This window comes from Sphingomonas trueperi (assembly GCF_040545965.1).
Lineage (GTDB): Bacteria > Pseudomonadota > Alphaproteobacteria > Sphingomonadales > Sphingomonadaceae > Sphingomonas > Sphingomonas trueperi_C.
On the sequence record NZ_JBEPMV010000001.1, the window covers coordinates 533,503 to 558,145 of the forward strand.

The 24,643-nt window shown below is 68.1% G+C and carries 11 protein-coding genes; 1 reads left to right on the forward strand and 10 read right to left on the reverse strand.

The window, feature by feature from the left end; translation table 11 throughout:
* Positions 1–3: 3 nt before the first annotated feature.
* Positions 4–14,229 carry a beta strand repeat-containing protein gene (locus ABIC35_RS02560; protein ID WP_354278216.1) on the reverse strand — a complete coding sequence of 4,742 codons (14,226 nt, stop codon included), beginning with the start codon at positions 14,227–14,229 and terminating at the stop codon, positions 4–6.
* The gene (locus ABIC35_RS02565) at positions 14,226–15,755 is read right to left on the reverse strand and encodes a ShlB/FhaC/HecB family hemolysin secretion/activation protein (RefSeq protein WP_183049221.1); all 1,530 of its coding nucleotides are present in this window, start codon (positions 15,753–15,755) and stop codon (positions 14,226–14,228) included. The genes ABIC35_RS02560 and ABIC35_RS02565 overlap by 4 nt, the downstream gene beginning before the upstream one ends.
* Before the next feature lie 30 nt (positions 15,756–15,785).
* Here ABIC35_RS02565 and ABIC35_RS02570 point away from each other — a divergent pair, with 30 nt between their 5' ends.
* Positions 15,786–15,959: a hypothetical protein gene (locus ABIC35_RS02570; RefSeq protein WP_183049222.1), complete on the forward strand. Its 174-nt coding sequence runs from the start codon at positions 15,786–15,788 to the stop codon at positions 15,957–15,959.
* Between the two features lie 512 nt (positions 15,960–16,471).
* On the opposite strand, the gene guaA is transcribed toward ABIC35_RS02570, so the two are convergent.
* From guaA to ABIC35_RS02610, 8 genes are all read right to left on the reverse strand, one after another.
* The gene (gene guaA, locus ABIC35_RS02575; RefSeq protein ID WP_121071581.1) at positions 16,472–18,031 is read right to left on the reverse strand and encodes a glutamine-hydrolyzing GMP synthase; all 1,560 of its coding nucleotides are present in this window, start codon (positions 18,029–18,031) and stop codon (positions 16,472–16,474) included.
* A gap of 49 nt (positions 18,032–18,080) precedes the next feature.
* The gene (locus ABIC35_RS02580) at positions 18,081–18,782 is read right to left on the reverse strand and encodes a YoaK family protein (RefSeq protein WP_121071582.1); all 702 of its coding nucleotides are present in this window, start codon (positions 18,780–18,782) and stop codon (positions 18,081–18,083) included.
* An 11-nt stretch (positions 18,783–18,793) separates the two neighbouring features.
* The gene (locus ABIC35_RS02585; RefSeq protein ID WP_121071583.1) at positions 18,794–20,164 is read right to left on the reverse strand and encodes an alginate export family protein; all 1,371 of its coding nucleotides are present in this window, start codon (positions 20,162–20,164) and stop codon (positions 18,794–18,796) included.
* Positions 20,165–20,252: 88 nt separating this feature from the next.
* Positions 20,253–20,678 (reverse strand): DoxX family protein, encoded by a 426-nt coding sequence (locus tag ABIC35_RS02590; RefSeq protein ID WP_121071584.1) that lies wholly within the window; start codon positions 20,676–20,678, stop codon positions 20,253–20,255.
* A 2-nt stretch (positions 20,679–20,680) separates the two neighbouring features.
* The gene (locus ABIC35_RS02595) at positions 20,681–21,556 is read right to left on the reverse strand and encodes a VOC family protein (RefSeq protein ID WP_121071585.1); all 876 of its coding nucleotides are present in this window, start codon (positions 21,554–21,556) and stop codon (positions 20,681–20,683) included.
* A gap of 27 nt (positions 21,557–21,583) precedes the next feature.
* Positions 21,584–23,437, reverse strand: coding sequence for an amidohydrolase (locus tag ABIC35_RS02600; protein WP_121078847.1), 1,854 nt, complete (start codon positions 23,435–23,437; stop codon positions 21,584–21,586).
* Between the two features lie 89 nt (positions 23,438–23,526).
* Positions 23,527–23,775 (reverse strand): XapX domain-containing protein, encoded by a 249-nt coding sequence (locus tag ABIC35_RS02605; protein ID WP_121071586.1) that lies wholly within the window; start codon positions 23,773–23,775, stop codon positions 23,527–23,529.
* A gap of 28 nt (positions 23,776–23,803) precedes the next feature.
* Positions 23,804–24,643, reverse strand: a complete 840-nt coding sequence (locus ABIC35_RS02610) for an alpha/beta fold hydrolase (RefSeq protein WP_121071587.1) — start codon at positions 24,641–24,643, stop codon at positions 23,804–23,806.

The following is a 24,643-nucleotide window of genomic DNA, read 5'->3' on the forward strand; positions in this document are numbered from 1 at the left end:
TTGTCACTTCCTTAGTTCTGTACATGCAGCCCATATCATACAACTCATTCCCGGCCGAAGTAGAGATTGAAGAGGAGTACTCTCTCCCACAGTCGTAGAATTCTTATATATCTTCAAACCATCAGGGGTCTTAAGGGTGTAATTTGGAATAGTGCTCCCCGGAAGATACGTCGTCATACCACTGATATCATCGGCAATTCGTCCATTATGTGCTGCCGCATTGGCAAGCCCCTCCCAATCCCCCAGTTCCATCAGCTGACCGGTTGTTTCTGCAATTCTGATCCCGTCCCGCGGCAGGGTAATAGCGGTACCGTCTGGCACAACGAAGTCTCCGGAGCCGAGTCGATATTCTCCATGCCCCGCGAACGCACGGCCAGAGCCGCCCTCGAGTACGGCCCCCGCGTGCGACAGCCCCTCCGAGCCTCCCAACCCTCTCTCGGCATTTAGTGCTGTCGAGCCGCCTACACTCGTGCCAAAGCTCGTTCCTTGGCCAACTACCCTTATCTGCCCGGCTGCCAAGCCAAGCACAAGATTGAAGCCGCCATACGTTAGCTCCGCAGCTTGAGGCGACAAACCTCCTTTTTCAACAAGCAAGGTTACGCCGGAAAGTGACTGCGGGGTACCTGTGCTCCACTTTCTCCAGCCCATGTAAAGTTGGTCTGCGCTCGTGGCCACTGTGCCAGCCGACGCGACCGCAGCAACACAACCTGCGCCACCAGTTTCAATACATGATGCCCCGCCAACGACAGTGCCGGCGGCGCCACCCGCCGCCCCGATCGCGGCTGTGACCATGTCCATTACGCCAGCATACTTCACCCCCTCCGGCGATCGAAAGAAGGCGTTGGCTCGCTGCATTCCACAGACGATGGGCGCCAACCCGTTGCAAGCCCGGGCATCATAGTTTTCTTGCGCATCAACAAACGCCACTTGCGCACTATAGATCCGCCCCGCAAGCTCGAGAACAGGATCTGTTTTCGTCTCACATGAAGAAGACGGAACAGACTTGCAGTTGTTATATTTTATTAACTCACTAGTGAGCTTATCAACGTTTCCAGAAAATCTAGCATCGGTCAAAATTTTATCTATTATCGCCTTAAACTCTGCATCGTTTTCCGAAAGCTCTTTGATAGTTCTTTTTGACTGCAAAACAGCCACGATAACGACTTTGCCGTTTGCGAGTCTTTCGGAATTATTCTGCGTCTCGAGATGCGCCGAAGTCACGGCGCTCTGCGCGTCCAAGCCGGCACCAGAGGCGACCGCTGCGACGATCGTCGCCACCAGATTGTCGCGTGCCTGCTGCTCCGCGAGCGTCAGCGGCTTGCCGTCCTTGTCGGTTGCCGTTGTCTTCCCGGTCTCGAGAAGATCGTTCAGCACGACCGCGGCCGCAGCCCCCATCGCCCCGCTGGCACAGTCGCCCGAGCCCCCGGCGGCGCTGCCGGCACAGCCGACCAGCCCCTGCAGCGCGGCGCGGGCCTCTTCGCTCTTCAGCGCGTCGGCGATTTCCTTGGCCTTGCTCGTCGCCAAGCCCTGCAGCACGTTGACCACCGCGCCCTGGACGAGGCTGGTGAGCGAGCCTGCGACGTCCGATCCGGCAGCGCCATTGATCGCCGTGAGCACGAGCCGCCCGGCGCCACCGGCACCCCAGATCGCATAGGGGTTGGACTTCGGATCCCTGTTCGGATTCTTTTCAGCCCATTTCTCGGCTTCGGCTGCTTGATGGCTCAGGAACGCCGTGGTCTCCGCCGCCAGCGTCTGCGCGGCCTGGAAGCCCTGGGCGATTTCCTGGCGCTTGGCCTCGTCGAACTGCTTGACGATCGCCCCGGCATTGGCGCCGCTGGTGTCGCGGCTGATCGTCTGGGCGAGCGCGGTGCTGGCGGCGTCGCCCGAGGTGATCGTGATCGTGCCGTTCGCAATCGCCGACCAGGTCGTGCCGGACTGGTCGCCGCTCGCCCCCATCGCCATCGGCGGGGTCGCCGTCACCTTGCCGATGCCCTTGGTCGGCACGGCCGGAAGCGGCGTGGCACCCTGCGGCGACGTCTTGCCGTCACGCCCCGCCAGCACGCCGCCGATACCGCCGCCGATCGAGGTCTGGCTGGCGTCCCAGGTCTCGCGGTTCTCGAGGTCGCTGGCGTGGAGCGTGCCGGTGGTCAGGCTGTTCTTCGACGGGTCCGCGGTGCTGGCGATCACCGCGCCGATCAGCGACGTGTCGCCGCCGACATGAATCGCAAAGCCCTGGTCGCCGGCATAGATGCCCGCCTGCTCGACCACGCTGGCGAAGTCGCCATTCTGCTTGCCGTTCGAGAGATTGCCCGAAACCGAGACCTGCCCCGTGCCGAGCGCGAAGCTCGCCCCCGCCGAGGCACTGTGCGCGCTGGACTGGTAGGTGCTGGTATCCTGCCGGCTGGCGATCGCCAGGCTGCCGGCATCGACCACCACCTTCCCGCCCGAGACGATCGCCCCGTCCAGCCCCAGCGCGCCCGGCGTGGTCAGCGTCGCGGTGCCGCCGGCGGTCAGCACGCTTTCGATGTTGGTGACCTGGGTGCCGGTATAGTTGCTGTTCGACGAGGAGAGGCCCACCGAGATGGTCGGGCTCAGCTTGGCGAGGCCGGACACGTTGTCACCATTCTTGTTGAGCTTGAGCTCCGAGGTGACACCCAGCGTGAAACCGCTGCTCTTGGCGTTGCCGCTCTGGCGGTCTTCTTCTTCCGCCGCCGCCAGCGTGATCGCACCGTTCGCCGCGAGGGTGAGGTTGCCCTTGGCATCGACGGTGGAGCCGCGCACGTCGATCGTGCCGGTAGCACCGGTGCCATTGGCGACGATCGTCACGTCGCGCCCCTTCACCGCGCTGCCGACCACCGTCTCGTCATGCGTGGTGTTGGTCGAGCTCGACTTGGAGATGCCGAAGGTGGCACCGACCGAGATGCCGAGATCGCCCGTGCCCTTCTTGATCGTGCTCGCGAGGTCCTCGCCCGCCTGATAGGCGTTGACCGCCGCCATGCCGCCGGCGAGCCCCGCCACCGCGGCGACGCGATCGTTGCCGGTGCTGGTTGCGAGCTGCGCCATGTCGGCGAGGTTGCCGACGCTCTGCAGCAGCTGGCTCTGCACGCCGATGGTAACGCCGACGCTCGAGGTCTTGGTGGTCTGGGTGGTGTCGCGCACGTCGAGCGCGTTGGCGATGGTGACCGAGGCGCCCTTGAGCAGCACGTCGCCGCCCGCCGCCACCTTGCTGCCGGTGATACCGAGCGCCCCGCCCGAGACAATCGTAAGGTCGCCCGCCTGGGTGCCGACCACCGATCCGGCCTGGGTCACGTCGGTGGTGCTGCCGGTGGTGCTGGTCTTGGCAACGCCGAGGAACAGCCCGCCGCCGCCCAGCGAGAAGCCGCTCTTCTTGGTCGAGGAACTGCTCTGCTCGGTATCGGTGGTGGCGAGCGTGCCGATCGTCACCGGGCCGCCGGCCGAGAGCGTCAGCCCGTTGGAAGCGACGAGATTGGCGCCGGTGATCGTCACCCCGCCGCTCGCTGTCACCGTGCCGGTGTCGCCCGACAGGGTGGAGGCGACTGCGGATTCGTCGTGCGTCGTCGTGCTGGTGCGCGTGGTGGTGGAGGAGAACAGGCCCGACTTCTTCGAGCTGGTGTCGACGCGCGCGTCGACCGTGTCCACCACCCCGGACAACGTGAGGCTGCCGACATCGACACCGAGCGCGCCGCCGGCGGTTACCGTCGCGCCGGCGATGTTCACCGCGCCGGGGCTGAGGAGCGTAAGGTCGCCGGCTGCGTCGATCGCCGAGAGCTGGTTGGTGGTGCTGGTCGCGCTGGTGGTGGTGTTGCTCTTCTTGCCCGTCTGTGCGCGCTTGTCGAGCGACGCGGTTTCCTCGGCGGAGACGATCTCGATGCCCTGCCCGCCATAGAGGGTGATGTCGCCCGTGGCCTTGTCGGTGGTCTTCACCGTGCTGCCGGTGATCGTAAGGTTGGCACCGCCGGCCAGGGTCACCGGCCCCGCCGCGGTGACGCTGGTGCCGACGAACTCGGTCGAGGTCGTGGTACTGCTGGCGTTAGTATATTTGCCGGTGCGTTCGGACTGGGTGGTGGTGGTCGTCGCACCGGTGCCGCCGAGCGACAGGTTGCCCCCCGCGCCGAGCGCGGCAGCGCCGCCGGCGCTGAGCGTCGCGGCATTGAGCGTCATGTCGCCGCCCGCCTGCAATAGCAGGTTGCCCCCCGCGGCGATCGTCGCGCCGGTGATCTGCTCGGTGGTGGTGGCGCTGTTCGACCAGTGGCGGCTGTCCTGGTAGGTGGAGGTCGCACTGTGGCTGGTGCTGGAGACGGTGCTGGTGACCAGGTCGCGGCCGGCCTGGAGCGTCACGCCGTTGTCGGCGCGGATCGTGCTGCCGCCGGCGAGCAGGATGTCGCGCGCGGCATCGGCGATCACCGAACCGCCCGCGATCGTCGCGCCGCTGGCGTTGACGATGTCGCCGCCCTTGGCCGCGAGTGCTACGATGTCCTTGGCCTGGATCGTGCCACTGTTCGTGATCCCGCCGCTGGCGGTGATCGAGACGCTGCTGCCCGCGATCAGCGCGCCGCCGGCTATTGCCTTGGCGTCGTTGGCGGCGAGATAGACGACGGGGACGAGCACGTCCTGCCCCTCGACCCTGCTCTGGACGTACCAGACCATCGGCTCGGTGAGCGCGGCGACCTGCTCGGGCGTCAGCGCGACGCCGAGCTGGAGGCCGAGCCCGGCCTGCGCCTTCTCGGCATTCTTGAGCAGGCCCTGATATTGGTCGAGCGCCGAGCCGAATTGGGAGAGCTGGGCCTGGCCGCTTTGCGCCTGCACCTCGCGCGAAACGAGCAACGCCTCGAAGAACCCGTCACCGAGGCGGGTGTAGGTGGTGGCGCGATCGGGCGAGACGCGGTCGAAGAACCATTTGGAATCGTAGAGCGCCGCTTCGGACGAGAGGGCGGGGTTGCTGCTGAACAGCGGGCCGGAGGCCGGGTTGGTGTTGTAGGTGAACAGCGAGGGCGAATTGCCGGTGAGGTTAAAGCTGGCGAGGAACCCGCCGAGGAAGCTGCCGAACGCTTGATTGGCGAGCGTCGGTGCACCGCTGCCGTTGAGGCCTGCGACAAGGCCGGGGACGATCGCCGAGGCGCCAGGCCGCATCGCGCCCGCGGCCCCGCCATTGCTGAGCGCGCCGCCGCCGATCGTCTGGTTGCCGAGCCCGATCGCCGCTGCGCCGCCCGCGCCGTCGCGCACTTGGCCGACGACCTGCGCGCCCTGGATGTTGCCGGTGCCGGGGCCGGACAGGTCCCCTCCGGCACCCGCGGACGGATCTAGGCCCGGGAGGTTGCCGATCTGCATGCCGTCCTTCGTTCGGCTCGCGGCGGCGACACTGCCACCGCCCCCGAGCCCCGCTACGGACACGGCGAGACTGCCCTGTCCCTTCCCGGCAAGCCCCCCCGCGCCGCCGCGGCCCGTCGCGGACGCGCCGCCTGCCGAGACGCCGCCGCCCGAGACACCACCCGCACCGCTCGCCGAAGCCGACGCGCCATTGCCGGCGCTGCCCGTACCGGGGGCCGCGGCTCCGGGCGCTCCAGGGGCGGCATGCTCGACGAGTTGGGACTCGGTGAAGCTATCGGTGCCGATGAGATTGTTGGCGATGTTCGGGACCTTGCCCGCTCGAATCGTGACCGTGCCACCCGCCCGGATCACCGTCGGGGCACCAGGCAATATGGAGTTTTGAGCACTTCCATTTTCGGCGACCTTGATGAGAAGGTCGCTGATGTTGCTTACGGTGCCAGATGCGGAAATGCTGATATTCCCGCCTGCAAGTATGCTTGAGTTTTGGTTGATTACATCTCGACCGCCATTGATGCTGATGTTTGATGCAGCCGAAATCGAAGAAGTTCCCGTTATATAATTTAGAACACTTTCAGACGCCTTGTATTTCTTAACAAATGTATGTCCAGACGATCCACCGCCAGCATCGGGGAATGTCGTCGTTACAACAAGCGTATCCCCGCCATCCTGCACTGAACTGACATCTTCAGCTCCGACCATCTCCCTCCAGGTCGAGCTTCCGTACTTTCTGTACATGGCAGTCCAATCCGCCATGTAGATCCCGTTCTCGTAGAGCTCGACATCTCCACCTGCTCCACCGCCGGTCAAAGAGAAGTTCTTGATCACGTTGCTCAACGAACCACCGGTCAGCGCGATCTGCACCCCGCCCCCCAGCGACTGGATCGTCGCCGACAGGTTCGCCACGTCGTGCGCGGTGATCGTGATGTCGCTCTGCGCGAGGATCAGGCCATGACTGCCATTGCCCTGATTATCGCCGACATAGTCGTTGGTCAGCGCGCCGCCGGCGGTGAGCGTCAGGCTGCTGCCCGCATAGATGGTGCCGACATTGTACAGCGATCCCGCCGCCTGGAGCGTCAGGCTGCCCGAGGTCGCCAGCAGGCCCGTGTTGCGGATGTTGGCCGCGCTGATCAAGTAATTGCCCGAGGGCGCGAAGCTGCCGCTGTTGTTGAAGTCGCCGCCGAGGAACAACCCGGCATTGTTCGCCTTGAACGCGCCCGCGGCGTTGACGAAGGCCCCCGCATCAGTCTGCGTCACGATGGTCGCCGCGGTGATCCCGCCATTGGCGCCGCGCGCATCGTTGACGATGCTGCCGCCCGCCGACTTGAGGAACACCACCCCGTCGGACCACAGGCTGCCCTGGTTGGTGAAGCTGCCGCCGGTCTGGATGTCGAGGTTCGCCGAGCCGCCGATGTCGCGCCCGACGCCGGTCGTGTTGCCCGCGCCGCCGCGCACCGTGATCGAGCCGCTGCCCGTCACCGTCGCCACGCCCGCCGCGATCGTCACCCGCCCGTTGGACGCGGTCGCGCCGGACAAGGTGATGTCGCCAACCGCGCGAAGCGACACCAGGCTCTGGCCCGAATTGTACCCGGCGAGGTTCAGCGCCGAGCCCGTGAGCGACAGGCTGGTGCCCGCGACGAACTGCGCGCCACCGGTCGACCGGATCTCGCTGCCCGCGTTGACGGTGAGGCTGCGGCCCGCCTGCACCGAGCCGTCAAGCATCACCCCGCCGCCAGTGGCGGTGAGGTTCAGGTCGCCCCCGGCGATCACCCCCATCTGTACGGCATTGCCCGCGCCGTCACCTACATAGCGCGCGCCGATGAGGAAATTGCCGGCGGTCAACGACAGATTGTTGGTGGCGACGAGCTGGGCCGAACCGTCAGCGATCACCGCGCCCGGCAGCCTCATCTGGAGGTTGTTGCCCGCGCTGATCTTGCCCGCGATCCGCGCGGAGATCGGCATGCCATTCACGTCATAGCCGACGCCGTTGATGCTCGCCGTGCCGCTGCCGGTGACGGCATTATTGCTGGTGAAGGTAACGTCGTGACCAGCCTGCACCAGGCCGGCGGCGCCCACCGCCGGGGTGCCGTCGATCAGCTTCAGGTCGTTGCTCGCGAGGAGTTGCCCCTCGATCGACAGCGCGCCGCCGGCGGTAGTGATCGTGACGTCGCGCCCTGCGGCGAGCCGGCCGGCTGCGCCGATGCTGGTGTTGCCTGCGGTCAGGGAGACGCTGCCGTTGCTCGCGGTCAGCGCACCCTGCAGGTTCAGCGACGCCAGGCTGCCGAGCATCGCGTCGCCGAGATAGCTAGCGAGCGTCGCCCCAACGTTCACCGTCAGCGAGGGCGCCCCGCCGTGAAGGCTCGACAGGCGAAGGTTGCCATTGGCGACATTGGCGCCGCCCACCGTCACGCTATCTGCGGTGAGCGACAGCGCGCCGGTGGCGGAAAGGGTGCCAAGGCTCGCTACGGTCACGCCGCGCAGGCTGACATTGCCGGCGGCGATGGTGGGGGTAGCCTGTGTCCCGCCTGCCCAGGTCTGGGACCCGACGGCAAGGATGAGGTTGATGCCGCTGGCAAGATCGATCCCGCCCGCTGCGGACAGGGTGCCCGACGATGCCAAGTCGCCGCTGGTGCCGATCGTCAGCGCCCCGCCGGTCGCGACGGTGCCGGCGTTGGAAAAGCTTGCCCCGGAGAGTGTCACGTCGCCGATGCTCTTGAGGCTGCCACCGCTAGCCACGGTCAGCGTCGGAACCGCCCAGTGGATCGCAGCGCCTGCTTCGGCGGTGCCGGTGATGGTCACGTTGCTCGCCGTCACGCCGAGCGTGCGATCGGCATGAAGTAAGCCACCCGCGGCCAGCGTCGCGGCGACCAGCGTCGCGTCGCCCCCCACCCCGCCCGCCGAAGCCGTCGCGACGATCGAGCCGGCGTTGGAGATGGTGTCGGCGCTGAGCGTCAGCGAGCCGCCGCTCGCACTGGCGCCCGAACCGCCGGCGAAGATGCCGCTCCCGGCGAGCGTATCGATGCCGCCCCCGGCGACGCCGAGGGTCAGGTCGCCCAGCGCAACGAGGCTGCCGCCGGATCGATAGCCGCCCCCGGTAAGCGCGATGCCGAGGTTGCGGTTCGACTGGAGCAGGCTTTCGGCGCCCAGCGTCAGGCTGGTGCCCGTGTAGCGGAAGTCGGCGTTGGTGATGGCCTGGCCGCCATCGAGCACCGTCACCGCGGCGGTGTTCAGCGTCAGCGCACCCGCCGCATAGACGCCGCCACCCTGATCGAGTGCACCGCCGAGCGTGACGCTTGCGCCCGCCAGCGTGACCGCGCCGTTGTTGGCCACGATCGCGCCGCGGGAGGTCAGCGCACCCGCGCTGGCCAGTGCGATGTTGCCCACCTTCGCGCCGGCTGCCGTCGACCCTGCGGTGATGGCACCGTCGTTGCCGAGCGCGCCGCCCGCCGACAGGCGGAGATCGCCCAGCGTCTCAAGCCGGGCGCCGTGCAGCAGCGCCACGTCGCCGCCCGCCGTCAGGCCGAGGTCGTGCGCGCTGGTGAGGCCGGCCAGCGTCGCGGCGCCGGCGATCTCGGCGACGATCCCCTCGCCCGCCGAGAGGTTGGTGCTGGTCAGGCGTTGCGCGGTAAGCGACAGGCTGCGCCCCGCCGCGACGCTGCCGTCATTGACCAGCGCGCCGCCCGCGCGGAGCGTCACCGCGCCGAGCGTCGACAGCGTCCGCGCCGCATCGGCGCCGGTGCGGTCGGCGCCGACATGGAGGTCGCCGGCCGCCGTCACCGACACGTCGTTGTTGGCGGCAAGCACGCCCAGCGCGCCGATCGCGCCGCTGCTCGCCAGGGTCAGCAGGCCATCACTGCCCGTGCCATATGCGGTGACGCGCGACGCGCCGCCCAAGGCCAGATCGCCGCCGGTCGCCGAGAGCTCGACGTTCCGGCCGTCAATGGTGCCGGTGAGATCGAGCCCGCCCGCCGTCGAGCGTGCCGACACCGCGCCGAGACCCACCAGGCTGCCGCCGATTTTGCCGCTATCCGCGACCAGCGCCATGTTCGCGCCTGCCGACATGGCGCCGCTGCTCGACAGCTGCTGCGCGGTGAGCGACAGGCTACCAGTCGCGCCGATCGCCCCGGCATGGGTGAATGCGCCACCCGAGGTGAGCGCTATCGCGCCGACCCCGGTGACCTGCCCGTCCGCTGCGGTGGTGCCCGCCTGCAGCGCGCCCTGCGCCTGTACGGTGAAGGCGCCCACGCTTTCGGCGGTGAGCGATTGCGCGGCGGCGAGCGTTCCGGCCACCATGACCGCGTTCGCCGAGCGCAGCTCGACCCGCTGCGCCGAGGCCTGCCCGCCCTGGAGCAGCGTGATATCGCCGGCGGTGCTGGCCAGCGACACGAGACCGTTGCCGCGGATCGTGCCGCCCAGCGATAGCCCGGCGCCCTGCAGCGAAACGTCGTCCAGCGCGCTGCTGGTCCCGCCATGGCTGAGCCTGCCGCCCGCCGACAGCCGCAGCCCGGCGTTGGAAGCGAGCGTCGCATTCTGCACGAGCGTTCCGCCGCTCGTCACGTCGATGCCAACCAGCCCGGTGAGCGTGCCGCCCAGCGTCGCATCCCCGCGTGCGGCCAGCGTCACCGTGCCATTGGCCTTGGCATCGCCGGTGGTGGTGAGCGTGGCCGCGTCGACGCGCAGTGCACGCAGCGCAACCAGCGTGCCGCCCAGCGTCACGTCTTGTCCGACTAGCCCGACGGCGCCCGTGGCGGTCGATGCCGCGGCAAGCTGCAACGCTCCGCCCGCGCTGATCGACAGGTCGCCGACGCTGGTCACCTGCCCCTGCGCGTCCACCGATCCGGCGGCAATCGTGCCCGCGAGATGCAGGTCGCTGGTGCCGATAACCGCGAGAGTTCCTCCGGCCACCAGCGTGCCGTTCGCTTCCAGCGATGCCGTGGAAAGCGCGAGCGCGCCCGATGCCTGGACGGTCGAGCCCAAGCGAAGCGTGGTCGCATCGGCCACGAGGCTGAGCTTCCCGGCACTGGCGAGGCTACCGGCAATGTCGACCGACCCTGCCGAGGCGGTGAGGTCGCCCAGCGCGGTGGTCGTCCCAGACAGCGTCATTGCATCGCCAGCGGCTAGGTCGAGGGTCCCATTACCCGCGATGGTACCGCCGAGCGTCAGCGCGGTGCCGGTGAAGCGCAGTGCGCCGTTGGCGGCGATCGCGCTGCCCGCCGCGGTGACCACCGCTTCGAGCGAGCGGAAACTCGCCGTGCCGCCCGACTGGATATCGGCGGCTGCGCCGACCGAAAGCGGACCGGCCGCGTCCATCGACAAGGCACCGGTAGCGAGCAGCTTGCCGCCCAACGTGGTCGCGCCGCCGCTGGTGAGCGCAAGCGCGCCGCCGCTCTGCGTGTCGCTGCCGCTGGAGAGCGACAGCGTCCGCCCGGTGATCGCCACGCCCCCGGTGCCGACCGTTGCGCCGGTGAGCGTCACGTCGCGCGCGCCGATTTGCAGCGCCCCGCCGGAAAGGGTGCCCGAAGACAGCAGATCTCCGGCGACCTGCACCTGCAGCCCGGTCTTGGCCGAAAGCGTGCCCGCATTGCTGAAGGCGCCGCCCCCGCCCAGCGTCAGGGTGCCGCCATTCGATGCAATTGTGCCGAGATTGGCGAGATCGTCCTGCACCATGATCGCAACCGGACCCGCCGCCGCCAGGCTGGCGAGCGAACCGACCTGCAGCGACCCCGCTTGGGCGGTGAGCGCGCCGTCGCTCCAGGCGGTGCCGCGCACCGTCAGAACGTGCGCGGCAAGCGCGGTGAGGTCGCCCTTTGCTGCGACCGTACCGGCAATCTCGATCTCGTCGGCCGTCAGCGTGACGGCGCCGCTAGACGCAAGCGATCCCGCGGATGGCGCCGTGGTAGCACCGAGCGTCGGCAGATTGAGCGCAACATCGCCAGTTGGCGTGCCGGTTGCGGGCAGCGTGGTCGAGCCGGTGCCGCTACCTCCGCTGGAACCGCCGGTGCCAGAACTACCACTATCGGGATCGGACCCGCCGCTGCCGGGCAGACTGCTCGGCGGTGTGCCACCCGAACCGCCGACAACCGGCGCTTCCGCCCCGATGCGCAGCCGCATCGCCGCGGTGAGCGCCACGTCCTTCGCGGCTTGGATGGTGCCTGCCAGGCTGAGATTGTCGGTCGTCGCGGTGATCGAGACCGAGTCGTTGGCCAGGATCTGCCCGGGAATGGCGACGGAGGCGGCGTTCAGTGTCAGGGCGCCACCGCTCGCCAGGGTGCCGCTCAGCACCGCCCCGGTCGCGGCGTCGATCCTGGTCGCGCCGCTTGCGCTCACGCGCCCGCCCAGCGCCAGCGCCTGGGCCGCGTGAATGTCGAGCGTCGCGTCGCTCTGCAGCGCGCCGATCAGCGAGAAGCCCGCGCCGGACAATGCCATGCCGCCTTTGGCATAGGTCGTCGACCCGGATGCGAGCGCTACATCCTCCGATGCGGTGACGGTGAGCGCGCCCTGCACCGACAGTGCCGCCGCCGATTGCAGCGACGCCGCCGCCAGCGTGGCGCGGCCGCCTGCATAGACGGTGCCCGCTAGCGTAACCGCCCCGCCAATGTGGATGTCGAGCGCGTCGCCGCTCTGGAGAAGCCCTGTGGACGTTAGCCCCGCGCTGGTGGACAGGCGCAGCGCGCCATCGGCGGCGATCTGCCCCGGGTTGCTGACGGCGCCCGTCGCTGCGAGCGTCAGGTCCTTACCACTGGCGATCAGCCCGGCGTTGTCGAGCCGCCCCAGATCGAGCCGCGCGCCCGCGCCGCTTTGCAGCACCGCGCCGGTGGTGAGGGTCAGGGTCGTAACCTTCGCCTCGATGTCGTGGAGGCTGGTCGCCGATCCGGTAAGCGCGAGGTCGCTACCGGTGATCCGCAGCCCCGTGGCCGCGGCCGTGGTCCCCGACAGGCGGAGCGACGGCGCGGTGAGCTGGACCGCGCCTTGCGCCTGCAGCGTGCCGGTGGCGGCGATAGCGCTGGAGGCATCCAGCGTCAGGTCGGCATTGCTGCCGACGCTGCCGTCGATGCGCAGGGTATCGGCCGCCAGCGCCAGTTCCCCGTTCGTCCCGACCTGACCAGCGATCGAAAGCTCGCCCGTCGCGCCCAACCGCGCTGCGCCCCCCGTCATCAGCGACCCGGTGAGATCGATCTTGCCGCCGGTCAAAGCGGCGTCCCCTGCCGCACTAACCGCGCCCGAAAGCGCAACGTCGGTACCGGTGATCCGCAGCGACGTGCCCGCGGCCGTTGCCCCAGCCAGATGCAGCGAAGGTGCGGTGAGCTGCAGCGCGCCTTGCGCCTGCAGCGTGCCAGTCGCGACGATCGCATTGACGGCGTCAAGCGTGAGATCGGCATTGCTGCCGACGCTGCCGCCGATTCGCAGGGTGTCGGCAGTCAGCGCCAGCGCCCCGCTCGAACCAATCTTCCCGCTCGTCGAAAGGTCCCTCGCTGCCGTCAACCGCGCCGCGCCGCCCGCCATCAGCGATCCGCTGAGGTCGATGGCGCTGCCCATGAGCGCCACGTCGCCGGCTGCGCTCACCTCGCCCGCCAGCGCCTGGCTTCCCCGCGTCCGAAGGGTGACCGAGGCTCCGGCAATCCGGCCGCCCGCCACCTCCCGCACATTGGCGCTGTCGAGCCGCAACGCACCACCCGAGGCCAATGTGGCCGTGCCGAGGTCGAGTGTGCCTGCAGCGTCGATCCACAGCGCACCGGTCCCGCTAAGCGCGCCGTTGGCGTCGAGCCCCGCGTAGATGCCGGTGCCGGGATCGACCGTGACGTCGCCGCCCGCACTAAATGTCACCGCACCGAGCGCACCGGCAAAATCGCCGCGCTGCCGGATCGCCTGCCCGGTCACGCTGAGCGCGCCGCCCGCATAGGTCTGCCCGGACAGCGTCACGCCGCCGCCGCGCGCGGCGATCGTCACGTCGCCAGTAGCCGTCGCCCCGGCAAGCGCGATCACGCCGTCGCTGGTGATCTTCAGGGCACCGTCGAGCGCCGCGACGGTGCCCTGCAGGTTTATGCCGAGGCCCGCCCCGGTCCCGATCAGCCGGATGCGGTTGGCGTACATGCCGCCGAGCACCGAGGAGTCGATCGCCACGCCGGTCCGCGCCCCCGCGCCTTCGGCACTGGCGCTGCGGCTCGCATAGTCGACCGTGCCGCTGCCGCTCGCGATCAGCAGGTCCTTGGCATAGAGGCTGGCATTGATGTGCGTCGCGGCCGCGATAATGTCGAAATAATCGACATTGCCGCCGAGCAGCCCCTTGCCCTCCACCGTAACGTCGCCGCCGTCGGCGATGCGGAAGCCGCTGAACGCGCCGTCCGCGCCGAAGCGCAAGGTCGCCGCCGCCAGGCTCACCCGGCTGGTGTTGATGAAGCCGCAGCCGTCGCAGGTGATGCCGGTCGGGTTGGCGATGACCAGCGCCGCGCGCTGCCCGAAGATCTCCATCGGCCCGGACAGCGTGGTGCGCACCCCGCCGGTCACTTCGTTGAGGATCAGCGACGCAGACCGGCCGTCCTTAAGGTTGGGATTGGCGATCAGGAATCCGCCGATCGCGCTGTTCCCCGTCGTCGGGCTGTTGGCGAAGATCAGGCCTTCCTTGCCGACCGACAGCCGCGTGAAGACGTTGTACGAGGTGCCGCTGGCATCGGGCGTGGCGATATTGACGATCGGCGTGCCGCCCGGCGTCACGTCCAGCCCGGTGCGGCTGTTGGCCGGCTGCAGCGGCGGCGTCGCGACGGGCGCGCTGGTCTGCGCCCGCGCTGGCGACAGCGCGGAGGTCGCGAGCGCCGCCAGGATCAGCGTGCGCAGGGCACCGCGGCGTGCGCGGGCGGAAGCGGTACGAGCGACGATCGTCTTCACAGCAGGATCCTGATGCTGGAGCTGAACAATGCCTTGGGATGTCGCACCCAGGCGGGCGCGGTGACCGGCACGGCCACGGTGAGTTCCGCCTGGAGATGGCGGCTGCGCGCCATCAGCCCCGCGCTCATCGACTGGAGCAGGCCGCGCTCGAACGGGTCGCCCGCGACCGGGCGGATGCCGCCCACGTCATAGGCGAGATAGCCCGAGAGGCTGGTGGCGAGGTGCGGCCGGGCATTGAGGACATCGACGATGCCGAAGCCGAGCTGCTCGCGCAACGACGCGCCGGTCCGCCCGGAAATGCCGTCGTCGCGGAAACCGCGCACGGTGGAGCTGCCGCCCAGGCTGAAGCGATTGGCGGGGAACAGGTTGTCGAACCCCCATTGCCCGCGCAGCACGACCATGTTGGTCAGCCGTGACGGGCCGATCGCGAACGGCGTCTGCGCCGCCGCATCGAGGGTGATCCGGTGGTAGCGTCCGGTGGCGCCCCCCGGCCCGGTATCGACGGTATGCGCGTCGAGCAGCCCCAGCCCCTGGTCATAGCCGCCGGAGAGGCTCAGCTGGGTCTTCGCCAGTCGGCGCTGCCAGTGCGCGCCCAGCGTGCCGGTGACGATCCGGTAGCTGCTCGACTGCAGCGCGATGCCCTGGACGAAGTTGCGCGTGTCAAGCAGCGCCAGTCCGCCAGTGAGCGAGAGCTTGGTCTTCGCATCGCGGAACACCATCCGCTCGAGCGTCGCCGAACCGGTATAGGTGCGGCCGCGCGTCGCGAAGCGCAGCCCGTTGCCGGACAGCACCGATCGATAGCTGGAAAAGCCGCTCGACAGCGACAGCGTCCACCAGCCGCGCGGCACCGAGACGAAGCCGCCATAGGCCAGGTTGCGTCTTTCGCCATCGTCGCTGGCGGCACCCTGGTGATAGATCGACCAGCTATCGGCGATGCCGAGCAGCGAATCCATGTCGAGGCTCTTGGTCGCCTGCCAGCGTCCGGTGCTGGCCGCGCCTTCGTTGTTGATCGACACCGAAGGACGGATCCACCGCCACAACGGCTGGCGGGTGATCAGGACGGTGCTGGTACCCGGCGTCTCGCCGGGTGCGATGTCGATCTTGGGATCGCCCTTGGCCATCCGGCCGAGCTGGTCGACCCCCTGCTCGAGCGCGCGGAGGTTGAGCCGATCGCCTGGTCGCGCTGGAAAGGCCGCCGCGATTTCGCCGCTACCATAGTGCTTGCCGCTGCCCTTGTCCTTGAGCCCGCCGAGGCGGCCCTCGATGACGGTGATCGTGAGGATGCCCGATTTCAGATCCTGCGGTCCGACCACCGCCCGGCTCGTCACGAAGCCGTCATGCACATAGCGATCGGTGATCGCGCGCAGCACGCCGTCGATCGCGCCGGTCGTGACGCAATCGCCGCGCAGGGTTGCGAGCACGCCCTCGAAGGTGCCGGCGCGGTAGTGGCTGGCACCGGCAAGGCGCACGTCGCGAACCGCTACACAGGCCCCGCCGTCCGCCACCGGAGCGGTTTGGGATTCCATGGTGTCGCCAGCGGGCGCCCGGGAGCGCGATTGTTCGAATTGCTCGGCACGGTCGCGCGCCTGTTGCTGCTGCTGTTCAAGGATACGCTGCGCTTCGCGATCGACCTGACCGGCCGATTGCGCCATCGCCGCCTGCGGCAGCAATATCCCGAGCGATGCAACGACTATACGCGTCGTCGACCACTGCCCCTCCAGTGTCGATAACTTCCCCACAAATTGGGAACTTAGAGAAATTTACTGATACATTCCAGTATGTTCGTAGTTACTACGTCAGTAACCAATCTTCACGTTGAATGAAAAAAGCATGATGATCGGCGATAGCCGATCTAGTTTGGCGCCGCGATGTGCTGGCTACCGCGCTACAAACGTCCTCCGCGGCAAGGACGGACAAACGCCCATCTGGGAATGCCGCACCCGTGCGCCGTAACCCGCGTTCTCAGCCTCCAACTTCACCTTGGGTGGAGTCACAACTGCGATCTTCGGAACGAAGGCCGAAGTCAAAGAGTCGTCACTGGACCTGCCGAGCCGACTCAGACCCATCCTTCGCAGCAGTGCGCCTCCACCAAAGATCACATCGCAGAATACTTGCCGAGGCTCCTGAAAGGAGCAGATAGACCGTTTCAATTAACCGTGCGACCGCCTATGTTACTTTCAAAAAAACCAAAGTATTTTTCCGGAAAGATCGCTTGATTATCAGCTAGCGTCAGAAGCTAGCCTCACTCCCACTCGATCGTGCCGGGCGGCTTGCTGGTATAGTCGTAGGTCACACGGTTCACGCCGCGCACCTCGTTGACGATACGGGTCGCCACGCGCGGCAGGAAACCACCGGGAAATTCGAAGGCCTCCGCGGTCATGCCGTCGATCGATGTCACCGCGCGCAGGGCCAGCACGCTGTCATAGGTGCGGCCGTCGCCCATCACGCCGACGCTGCGCACCGGGGTGAGTACTGCGAAGGCCTGCCAGATCGTGTCGTAGAGGCCAGCATTGCGGATCTCCTCGAGATAAATCGCGTCGGCCTTGCGCAGGATGTCGCAGCGTTCCTTGGTGACCTCGCCGGGAATGCGGATCGCGAGGCCCGGCCCCGGGAAGGGGTGGCGGCCGACGAACACGTCGGGCAGCCCCAGCTCGCGGCCCAGCGCGCGGACCTCGTCCTTGAACAGCTCGCGTAAGGGCTCGACCAGCTGCATGTTCATGCGGGCGGGCAGGCCGCCGACATTGTGGTGGCTCTTGATCGTCACCGAGGGGCCGCCGGTGAAGCTGACGCTCTCGATCACGTCCGGATAGAGCGTGCCCTGGGCGAGGAAATCGGCGCCGCCGATCTTCTTGGCCTCGGCCTCGAACACGTCGATGAAGGTCTTGCCGATGAACTTGCGCTTCGCCTCGGGGTCGGTGACGCCGGCGAGGCCGCCGAGGAACAGTTCCTCCGCATCCACATGGACAAGCGGGATGTGGTAATGCTCGCGGAACATGGTGACCACTTGGTCGGCCTCGCCTGCCCGCATCAGGCCGTGATCGACGAACACGCAGGTCAGCTGGTCGCCGATCGCCTCGTGGATCAGCACCGCGGCCACCGCGGAGTCGACTCCACCCGACAGGCCGCAGATCACCTTGCCGTCGCCCACCTGCGCGCGGATCTCGGCGATCTTGGCGGCGCGGAACTCGGCCATGGTCCAATCGCCCGACAGGCCGCAGACATGGCGCACGAAGTTCGCCAGCAGCTTGGCACCGTCGGGGGTGTGGACCACTTCGGGGTGGAACTGCATCGCGTAGTAGCGACGCTCGTCATTGGCGATCACCGCATAGGGTGCGCCGGGGCTCGCTGCGACCGGGCGGAAGCCCGGGGCCAGGTTCGCGACCTTGTCGCCATGGCTCATCCACACCTGGTGGGTCTCGCCGGTCTGCCAAAGGCCGTCGAACAGCGCGCAGCCATCGGCGATCTCGATAAAGGCGCGGCCGAACTCGCCGCTGTCGCCCTGCACCACCTGGCCGCCCAGCTGGTGCATCATCACCTGCTCGCCGTAGCAGATGCCGAGCACCGGCAGGCCGCTGTCGAAGATCTCTTGCGGCACGCGCGGGCTGCCTTCGTCGAGCACCGAGGCGGGCGAGCCGGAGAGGATGATGCCCTTGGGCTGCATCCGGGCAAAGGCCTCGGCGGCGGTGGTGAAGGGAGCGATCTCGGAATAGACCCCGGCTTCGCGAACGCGGCGTGCGATCAGCTGGGTCACCTGGCTGCCGAAATCGACGATCAGGATGGAGTCGGTGTGCTGGAGCGTCATGGCTGGCCGATAGGGAGCGATCGCGGGCCTGTCAAAGGGGGGCGGGCGATCAGGCGCGCAGCGGCTCGGCCGCGACCGGATGGCGGACGCAAGCAAGCGTGCCGACGAGCACAGTAAGTCCAGCGACCAGCAGCGGGATCGCAAGGCCGTAGCGATTGACCAGCACGGCCCCCAGGAACGCACCGAGCAGGATCGCCACCACTGCCGCAAGCCGTCGCCCGATATTGGGGTTTCGGCCGCCGGCGAAGTGCGAATCGGCGGCGATGCCGGTGAGCGTCAGTGTGAGCACGGTGGTGGTGAGATCGGGCACCTTGAGCTGGCGGATCGTCGCGTTGCGGAAGCCCATCGCGATCGCGGTCAGGGCGATGATCGCGAACACGCAGGTCTCGGGCAGGATGCCCATGGCGCCTGCCCAGGCGGCGACGCCCGCGGCGATGCCGAACAGCAGCGCCTCGGTCACCGCCGCCAGCACCAGCCAGCGCCGCAGCGGCTGCCCGGCGAGATGCGCGCCGACCTTGCCCGCCACCAAGGCACCGACGAGAAAGGAGGCCAGCGCCACGATATAGGGTGCGATCGTGAAGCCCGGCGTGCCCGCCGCCGCGAAGCCGAGGAACACGATATTGCCGGTCATGTTGGCGGTGAACACCTTGCCGAGCCCGAGCACACTCACCGCGTCGACCAGCCCGGTGGTGACGGAGAGCAGCAGGAGCAGCGGCGGAAGCGGGGAAGCGGCGGTCTTGGGGTCGGCCATGGCGGGTGTCCTTAGAATCGGAAATTGCTTTCCAGGCCGATCATCCGGATCGGGCGGGGCGCACCGGTTTCGCGCAGGAAGCGGCCGGCCTGGAAAAAGGAAAGCGAGGCGGAAAGCTCGAGCTCGGCGGTCGCCTGCCAGGCGATCGCGCCTTCGATCTGCTTGCCGATGAAGCGGGCGCGGCTGGTGCCGGGCGCGCGGAGCAGGTTGCCGGGGATGTCGTACACGCCGTCCGCCGTGCTGTAGCGCCAATAGGCGCTGCCGGCGATGCTGGCGGAGACGCCGCCGCCCAGCGTGCCGGCGATGCGCGGGTTGAGGTTGACCAGATTGTACGGGCCGACCGGCGACAGCTCGCCGAAATATTTGCCCTTGGGAAAGAGCGCGTTGAACGTGCCGAGCCGGCGATCCCCTGCATGGCCGTCGCCGCTGATGACGTTGAAGCGGAGCACCGCGTCCGGCGCGAAGGGCAGGTTCGGCAGCTTGCGGCCGAGCTCGGTGCCGAGCGTCCAGGCCGCGATCGGCTCGTCGGCGAAGCGACCGAACTGGGCGACGCCCTCCACATTCCAGTGCCAATTGGCGCGGGTGCCGTAGACGCGCGCGCCGACGCTGTGGCGCAACTCGCGGCCGGTGCTGTCGCCGAACTGCGCGATGCGGTTGCGATAGCCGAGATAATAGAGGTCGAGCCCCGGCAGCACCGCATAGGCGCCCCAGAGCTTCTTGGTCGGCGAGGTGCGATCGTCGAAGGTGCCGAGCCGGGGTGCCACCGGTGCGATGACAAACAGGCTGACCTTGGTCTGGCCGACCGCCACGATCCCGCGCACGCCATCGAACGCGAGCGGCACATTGGGGCCGTAGCGGGTGCCGACCAGCCGCTCGGTGCCGAGCGACAGCATCTGCCGCCCCCCGCGCAGGGTGACCGCACCGAGATCGAGCTCGGCAAAGCCCTGGAGCAAATCGGTACGCGTCTGGTCGACCGGGCCGGCGGTGGGGCGGACACCGGCGGCATAGGCGAGGATCGGCTGGGCGAAGGCGCGCAGCGGTCCGGCATGGAGATCGGCATAGGGCAGCACGCGGGTCCAGAGATACGCGTCGTCCGGCGAGGCCGCGTTGCCGAGCGCGTTATTGGCGAAGGATTCGCTGCGCAGCCGGAGTTCAATGCCGGTCGAGAGCCACGCATCGCCGCCGAGCGGGATGTATTTGAACGGGCCAGTCCAATGGTGCGCGCGCTTTTCGGCGTCGGCAAGATCGGACCAGTCCTCGTCATAGCGCGTGATGCTGAGCGTCGGCGCCTGCCAGGCTTCGGGGGCCGGGGTGGATGTGCGGGGGTCACCCTCACCCCTCCCACCGCCTGCCGCGGCGTGCCCCTCCCCTCTCCCTTCCAAGGGAGAGGGAGGAAGCGGCGAAGCCGCGGAAGGGTGAGGGTGATCCGGCACAAGCGTCCCCGCCACCAGCACCACCGCCGCGGCGAGGCTAGCCACGCCGCTTCGCCTGCTCCGCCACCAGCGCCGCCAGAACGAAACCGCCGATCAGGCCGAGATGCTCGAAGAACGCGTTGGTCGCGCCGAACCGCTCGGGGCCTGGCGGCATCGTCCAGAAGGCATTGGCGGTGAAGGCGGCGAGCAGGGTGAACACCCCCAGCATCCCCGCCCCCAGCCAGATCCAGCGGCCGGTTAGGATCAGCACCGGCCCGACCAGCTCCACCGCGATGGTCAGCGCTGCCCACAACGCGGGTGGGTGCATGCCGAAATGCGCCTGCTCCGCCACTGCGCCCGGCCAGTCGGCAAGCTTCACCAGCCCGCCGAGCAGATAGGCGCCGACCAGCAGCAGACGGGCGAGGAACCAGGTCGGTCGCCAGTCGAGAATGGCGTCGACGAAGCGCGGGTCGGGCGCATCCATGGTCACTTACCCGCCGGGCTGTGGATCTCGGCGATATAGCCGCCGGGGAAGCGCACGATCGCCGCACGGCCGCCGACCGCGGCATAAGGCTGCACCAGCGTCTCGACACCGGCGACCTTGGCCTTGGCGAGCGTCGCGTCCAGGTCGGGCACCGCATAGCCGGTCATGTCGCGGCCATAGGGCCAGGGCAGCAGGCCATCGGTGACGAACACCACCATCTTGCCATAGCCGCTGGTGATTGAGATGCGGCGGATCGTCTTACCGGGCTCGCCGACCTCGGCGCCGGGCGCGGCGCGGTCATCGGCGGTCACCTTGGCCTTGGCGTAGCCGACCCAGCTCTTCACGAAGCGATCGGCGACATCCTCGGTCAGGTAGATGCGGTTCTCCGGCACCGTCTCCAGCGGCATGTAGCTCGGCTTGGTGGTGTGCCAGTAGATCTGCATGTTCACCCCGCCCGGCCACTGGATCAGCGAATCGCGGCCGATCGGATCGGGGAAGGTCACCATGCGGCGGACGGCGCCGTGCTGCACGGCGGCCTTCACCGCGGCGTCGATATCAGTCACCAGGTAGCCGGTGCGCTCGTCGCCGAACGGGAACGGGATCGGCGTCTTGAACCCGAACACCGAGACGGTGCCGGCCGGCGTCAGCACCAGCTGCGACTTGGTGAGGCTGGTGGTGGGCGTCACCTGGAACACGCCCTGCTTGCTGGTCGTGCCCCCGAAGGTCGCCTGGAAGCTGGTGACAAAGCTGTCGAACTGGTCTTCCGGCACATAGACGTGCGTGGTGTCGTACTGGGGCCCGACCGAATAATCAGCCGTCTGCTGGGCGAGCGCCGGCGTGGCGATGACGAGGGCGGAGGCAAGGAGGAAGATACGCATGGCTGGCTCCTGAAAATGAAAAGAGGTTCAAACCGCCCAGCAGCCGCAGCCGAGCGCGCCCCAGAAGCTCTGGACGTCGGCGGCCGGCACCTCCGCACCCAGCGCGGCGGCATGGTCGTGGCCATGGACCGAGCAGCTGCTGTGGCAGGCACAGGCGGAGGCGAGCTGGGCGCGGGTCTCGGGCGACTGATGATAGCCGCCGAAGGTCGCGACCGGCGACCAGTCGGGCATCGGGCGGGGCAGCGCGGGGGCGAGCGGCGCATAGTCGCCGTCGCCATGCACCACCTGCCCGCCGAGCAGCGTCAGCACCGAGCGGATATGGGCGATCTGGTCCTCGGGCACCGAGAAATAGTCGGCCGAGAGTACCGCGAGATCGGCGAGCTGGCCGGCCTTGATCTGGCCCTTCTTGCCCACCTCGTTCGAGAACCAAGTGTTCTCGTGCGTCCACATGGCGAGCGCCTTTTCGCGGCTGACGCGGTTAGCGCCCGGATAGAGCTTGAGCCCGCCGACGGTGCGACCGGTCACCAGCCAGCTGAGCGACACCCAAGGGTTATAGCTCGCCACCCGCGTCGCGTCGGTACCGGCGCCCACCGGCAAGCCGGCGGCAAGCATCTTGGCGATCGGCGGCGTGCGCTCGGCCGCCTTGGCGCCGTAGCGCTCGACGAAATATTCGCCCTGATAGGCCATGCGGTGCTGCACGGCGATGCCGCCGCCCAGCGCCGCGATGCGATCGATATTGCGGTCGCTGATCGTCTCGGCATGGTCGAAGAACCAGTGGATGCCGGTCAGCGGGATGTCGCGGTGAACCTTCTCGTACACGTCGAGTGCGCGGCCGATCGTCTCGTCATAGGTGGCATGAAGCCGCCACGGCCAGCGATGCTCGGCGAGCAGGCGGATCACCGGCTCGAGATCGCCTTCCATGGTCGGCGGCATGTCCGGCCGGGCGACGCGGAAGTCCTCGAAATCGGCGGCGGAGTAGACCAGCATCTCGCCCGCGCCATTATGGCGATAGCTGTCGTCGCCCTGCCCCGGCGTCACCTGCTTCACCCAGCCGGCGAAATCGGCCAGCTCTTCCTTGGGCTTCTGGGTGAACAGATTGTAGCTGATCCGGACGGTCAGCTGGCCGTCGGCATGCAGCTTCTCGATGATCGCATAATCGTCGGGATAGTTCTGAAAGCCGCCGCCCGCGTCGATCACGCCGGTGACGCCCAGGCCATTTACTTCGCGCATGAAGTGGCGGGTGGAATTCAGCTGATACTCCTCCGGCAGCTTCGGGCCCTTGGCGAGCGTCGAATAGAGGATCGTCGCATTGGGATGCGCGAGCAGCAGGCCAGTGGGGTTGCCCGCGGCATCGCGGACGATCTCGCCGCCCGGCGGGTTCGGCGTGTCCTTGGTATAGCCCACCGCACGCAGCGCTGCCGCATTGAGCAGCGCGCGATCATAGAGGTGGAGGATGAAGACGGGCGTGTCGGGGGCGACGGCGTTGAGCTCGTCGATCGTCGGCAGCCTTTTCTCGGCGAACTGGTGCTCGGTGAAGCCGCCGACCACGCGCACCCATTGCGGCGCCGGCGTGTTGTCGACCTGGCGCTTGAGCATAGCCATTGCGTCTGCGAGGCTTGGCACGCCGTCCCAGCGCAGCTCCATGTTATAGTTCAGCCCGCCGCGGATGATGTGCATGTGGCTGTCGATCAGCCCCGGGATCACCCGGCGGCGGTGCGCGTCGATCACCTGTGCGCCCGGCGCGGCGGCGGCGCGGACCTCCGCCTCGCTGCCGACCGCGAGGAACTTGCCGTCGCGGATCGCGATCGCTTCGGCCACCGGGTTCTCCCGGTCGAGCGTCGTCACCTGGGCGTTGACGAGGATCAGGTCGGTAGCGGACATGCGGGCATTCCTTGCGAAGAGCGGCGTTGGCAGCAGCGCGCCGGCGGCGGTAGCGCCGGCGGCTGCGAGGGTCTGGCGGCGGGTGAGACTCATGCCTGGTCGTCGGGCTTCTTCACCGGCACGCCGAGGATCTGCTCGGCGCAGTCGGTGCGGATGTACGCGACGACGTCGTGGCCGGCGAAGAGCCGCTTGGCGATCGGCACCGCCTGCTCGCCGACGAGCATGCCAAGCAGGCCGATCAGCGCGATCGTCGGCGGGGCCGGCGACTTCACGCCGAGGAGGCTGTAGATGACGCCGACCAGCAGACCGACGGCGAGCGAGATCAGATAGGGCTTCATCTGCAGATCCTCCTCGGCGCGCGATCGATCAGCCGCGCACGAAGGCGAGGATGTCGGCGTTCAGCACGTCGGCATGGGTGGTGAGCAGGCCGTGGGGCATGCCCGGATAGATCTTCAGCGTCGGGTTCGGCAGCAGCTTGGCCTGCAGCTCGGCGCCCTGGTGGTACGGGACCACCTGGTCGTCGTCGCCGGCGAGCACCAGCGTAGGAACGGTCATCGCCTTCAGGTCGGCGGTCTGGTCGGTCTCGGAGAAGGCCTTGATGCCTTCGACATGCGCCTTGGCGCTGCCCATCATGCCCTGGCGCCACCAATTGTCGATCACGCCCGGATAGACCTTCGCGCCGTCGCGGTTGAAGCCGTAGAAGGGGCCGGCGGCGACATCGCGGAAGAACTGCGCGCGGTTCTCGGCCGTGCCCTTGCGGAAGCCGTCGAACACTTCGAGCGGCAGACCGCCCGGATAGGCTTCGGTCTTCGCCATGATCGGAGGCACGGCCGCGACCAGCACCGCCTTGGCGACGCGGCCCTGCGGGATGCCGTATTTGGCGACATAGCGCGCGACTTCGCCGCCGCCGGTCGAGTGGCCGATATGCACGGCGTTACGCAGGTTGAGATGCTCGGCGACGGCAGCGGCGTCGGCGGCGTAATGGTCCATATCATGGCCGTCGCTGACCTGCTCGGAGCGGCCATGGCCGCGACGGTCATGCGCGACGACGCGGAAGCCGTTCGCCAGGAAGAACAGCATCTGCGCGTCCCAATCGTCCGACGAGAGCGGCCAGCCATGGTGGAACATGATCGGCTGCGCATCCTTGGGACCCCAATCCTTGAAGAAGATCGAGACGCCGTCCTTGATGGTCACGGTGGAGGTCAT

What these genes read in the sequence shown, in the direction of transcription:
- ABIC35_RS02595 (WP_121071585.1), bottom strand. Translation starts at nt 21,556, where the DNA reads ATGCGTATCTTCCTCCTTGCCTCCGCCCTCGTCATCGCCACGCCGGCG.
- ABIC35_RS02565 (WP_183049221.1), bottom strand. Translation starts at nt 15,755, where the DNA reads ATGGAATCCCAAACCGCTCCGGTGGCGGACGGCGGGGCCTGTGTAGCG.
- ABIC35_RS02580 (WP_121071582.1), bottom strand. Translation starts at nt 18,782, where the DNA reads ATGGCCGACCCCAAGACCGCCGCTTCCCCGCTTCCGCCGCTGCTCCTG.
- ABIC35_RS02610 (WP_121071587.1), bottom strand. Translation starts at nt 24,643, where the DNA reads ATGACCTCCACCGTGACCATCAAGGACGGCGTCTCGATCTTCTTCAAG.
- ABIC35_RS02590 (WP_121071584.1), bottom strand. Translation starts at nt 20,678, where the DNA reads ATGGATGCGCCCGACCCGCGCTTCGTCGACGCCATTCTCGACTGGCGA.
- ABIC35_RS02600 (WP_121078847.1), bottom strand. Translation starts at nt 23,437, where the DNA reads ATGTCCGCTACCGACCTGATCCTCGTCAACGCCCAGGTGACGACGCTC.
- guaA (WP_121071581.1), bottom strand. Translation starts at nt 18,031, where the DNA reads ATGACGCTCCAGCACACCGACTCCATCCTGATCGTCGATTTCGGCAGC.
- ABIC35_RS02605 (WP_121071586.1), bottom strand. Translation starts at nt 23,775, where the DNA reads ATGAAGCCCTATCTGATCTCGCTCGCCGTCGGTCTGCTGGTCGGCGTC.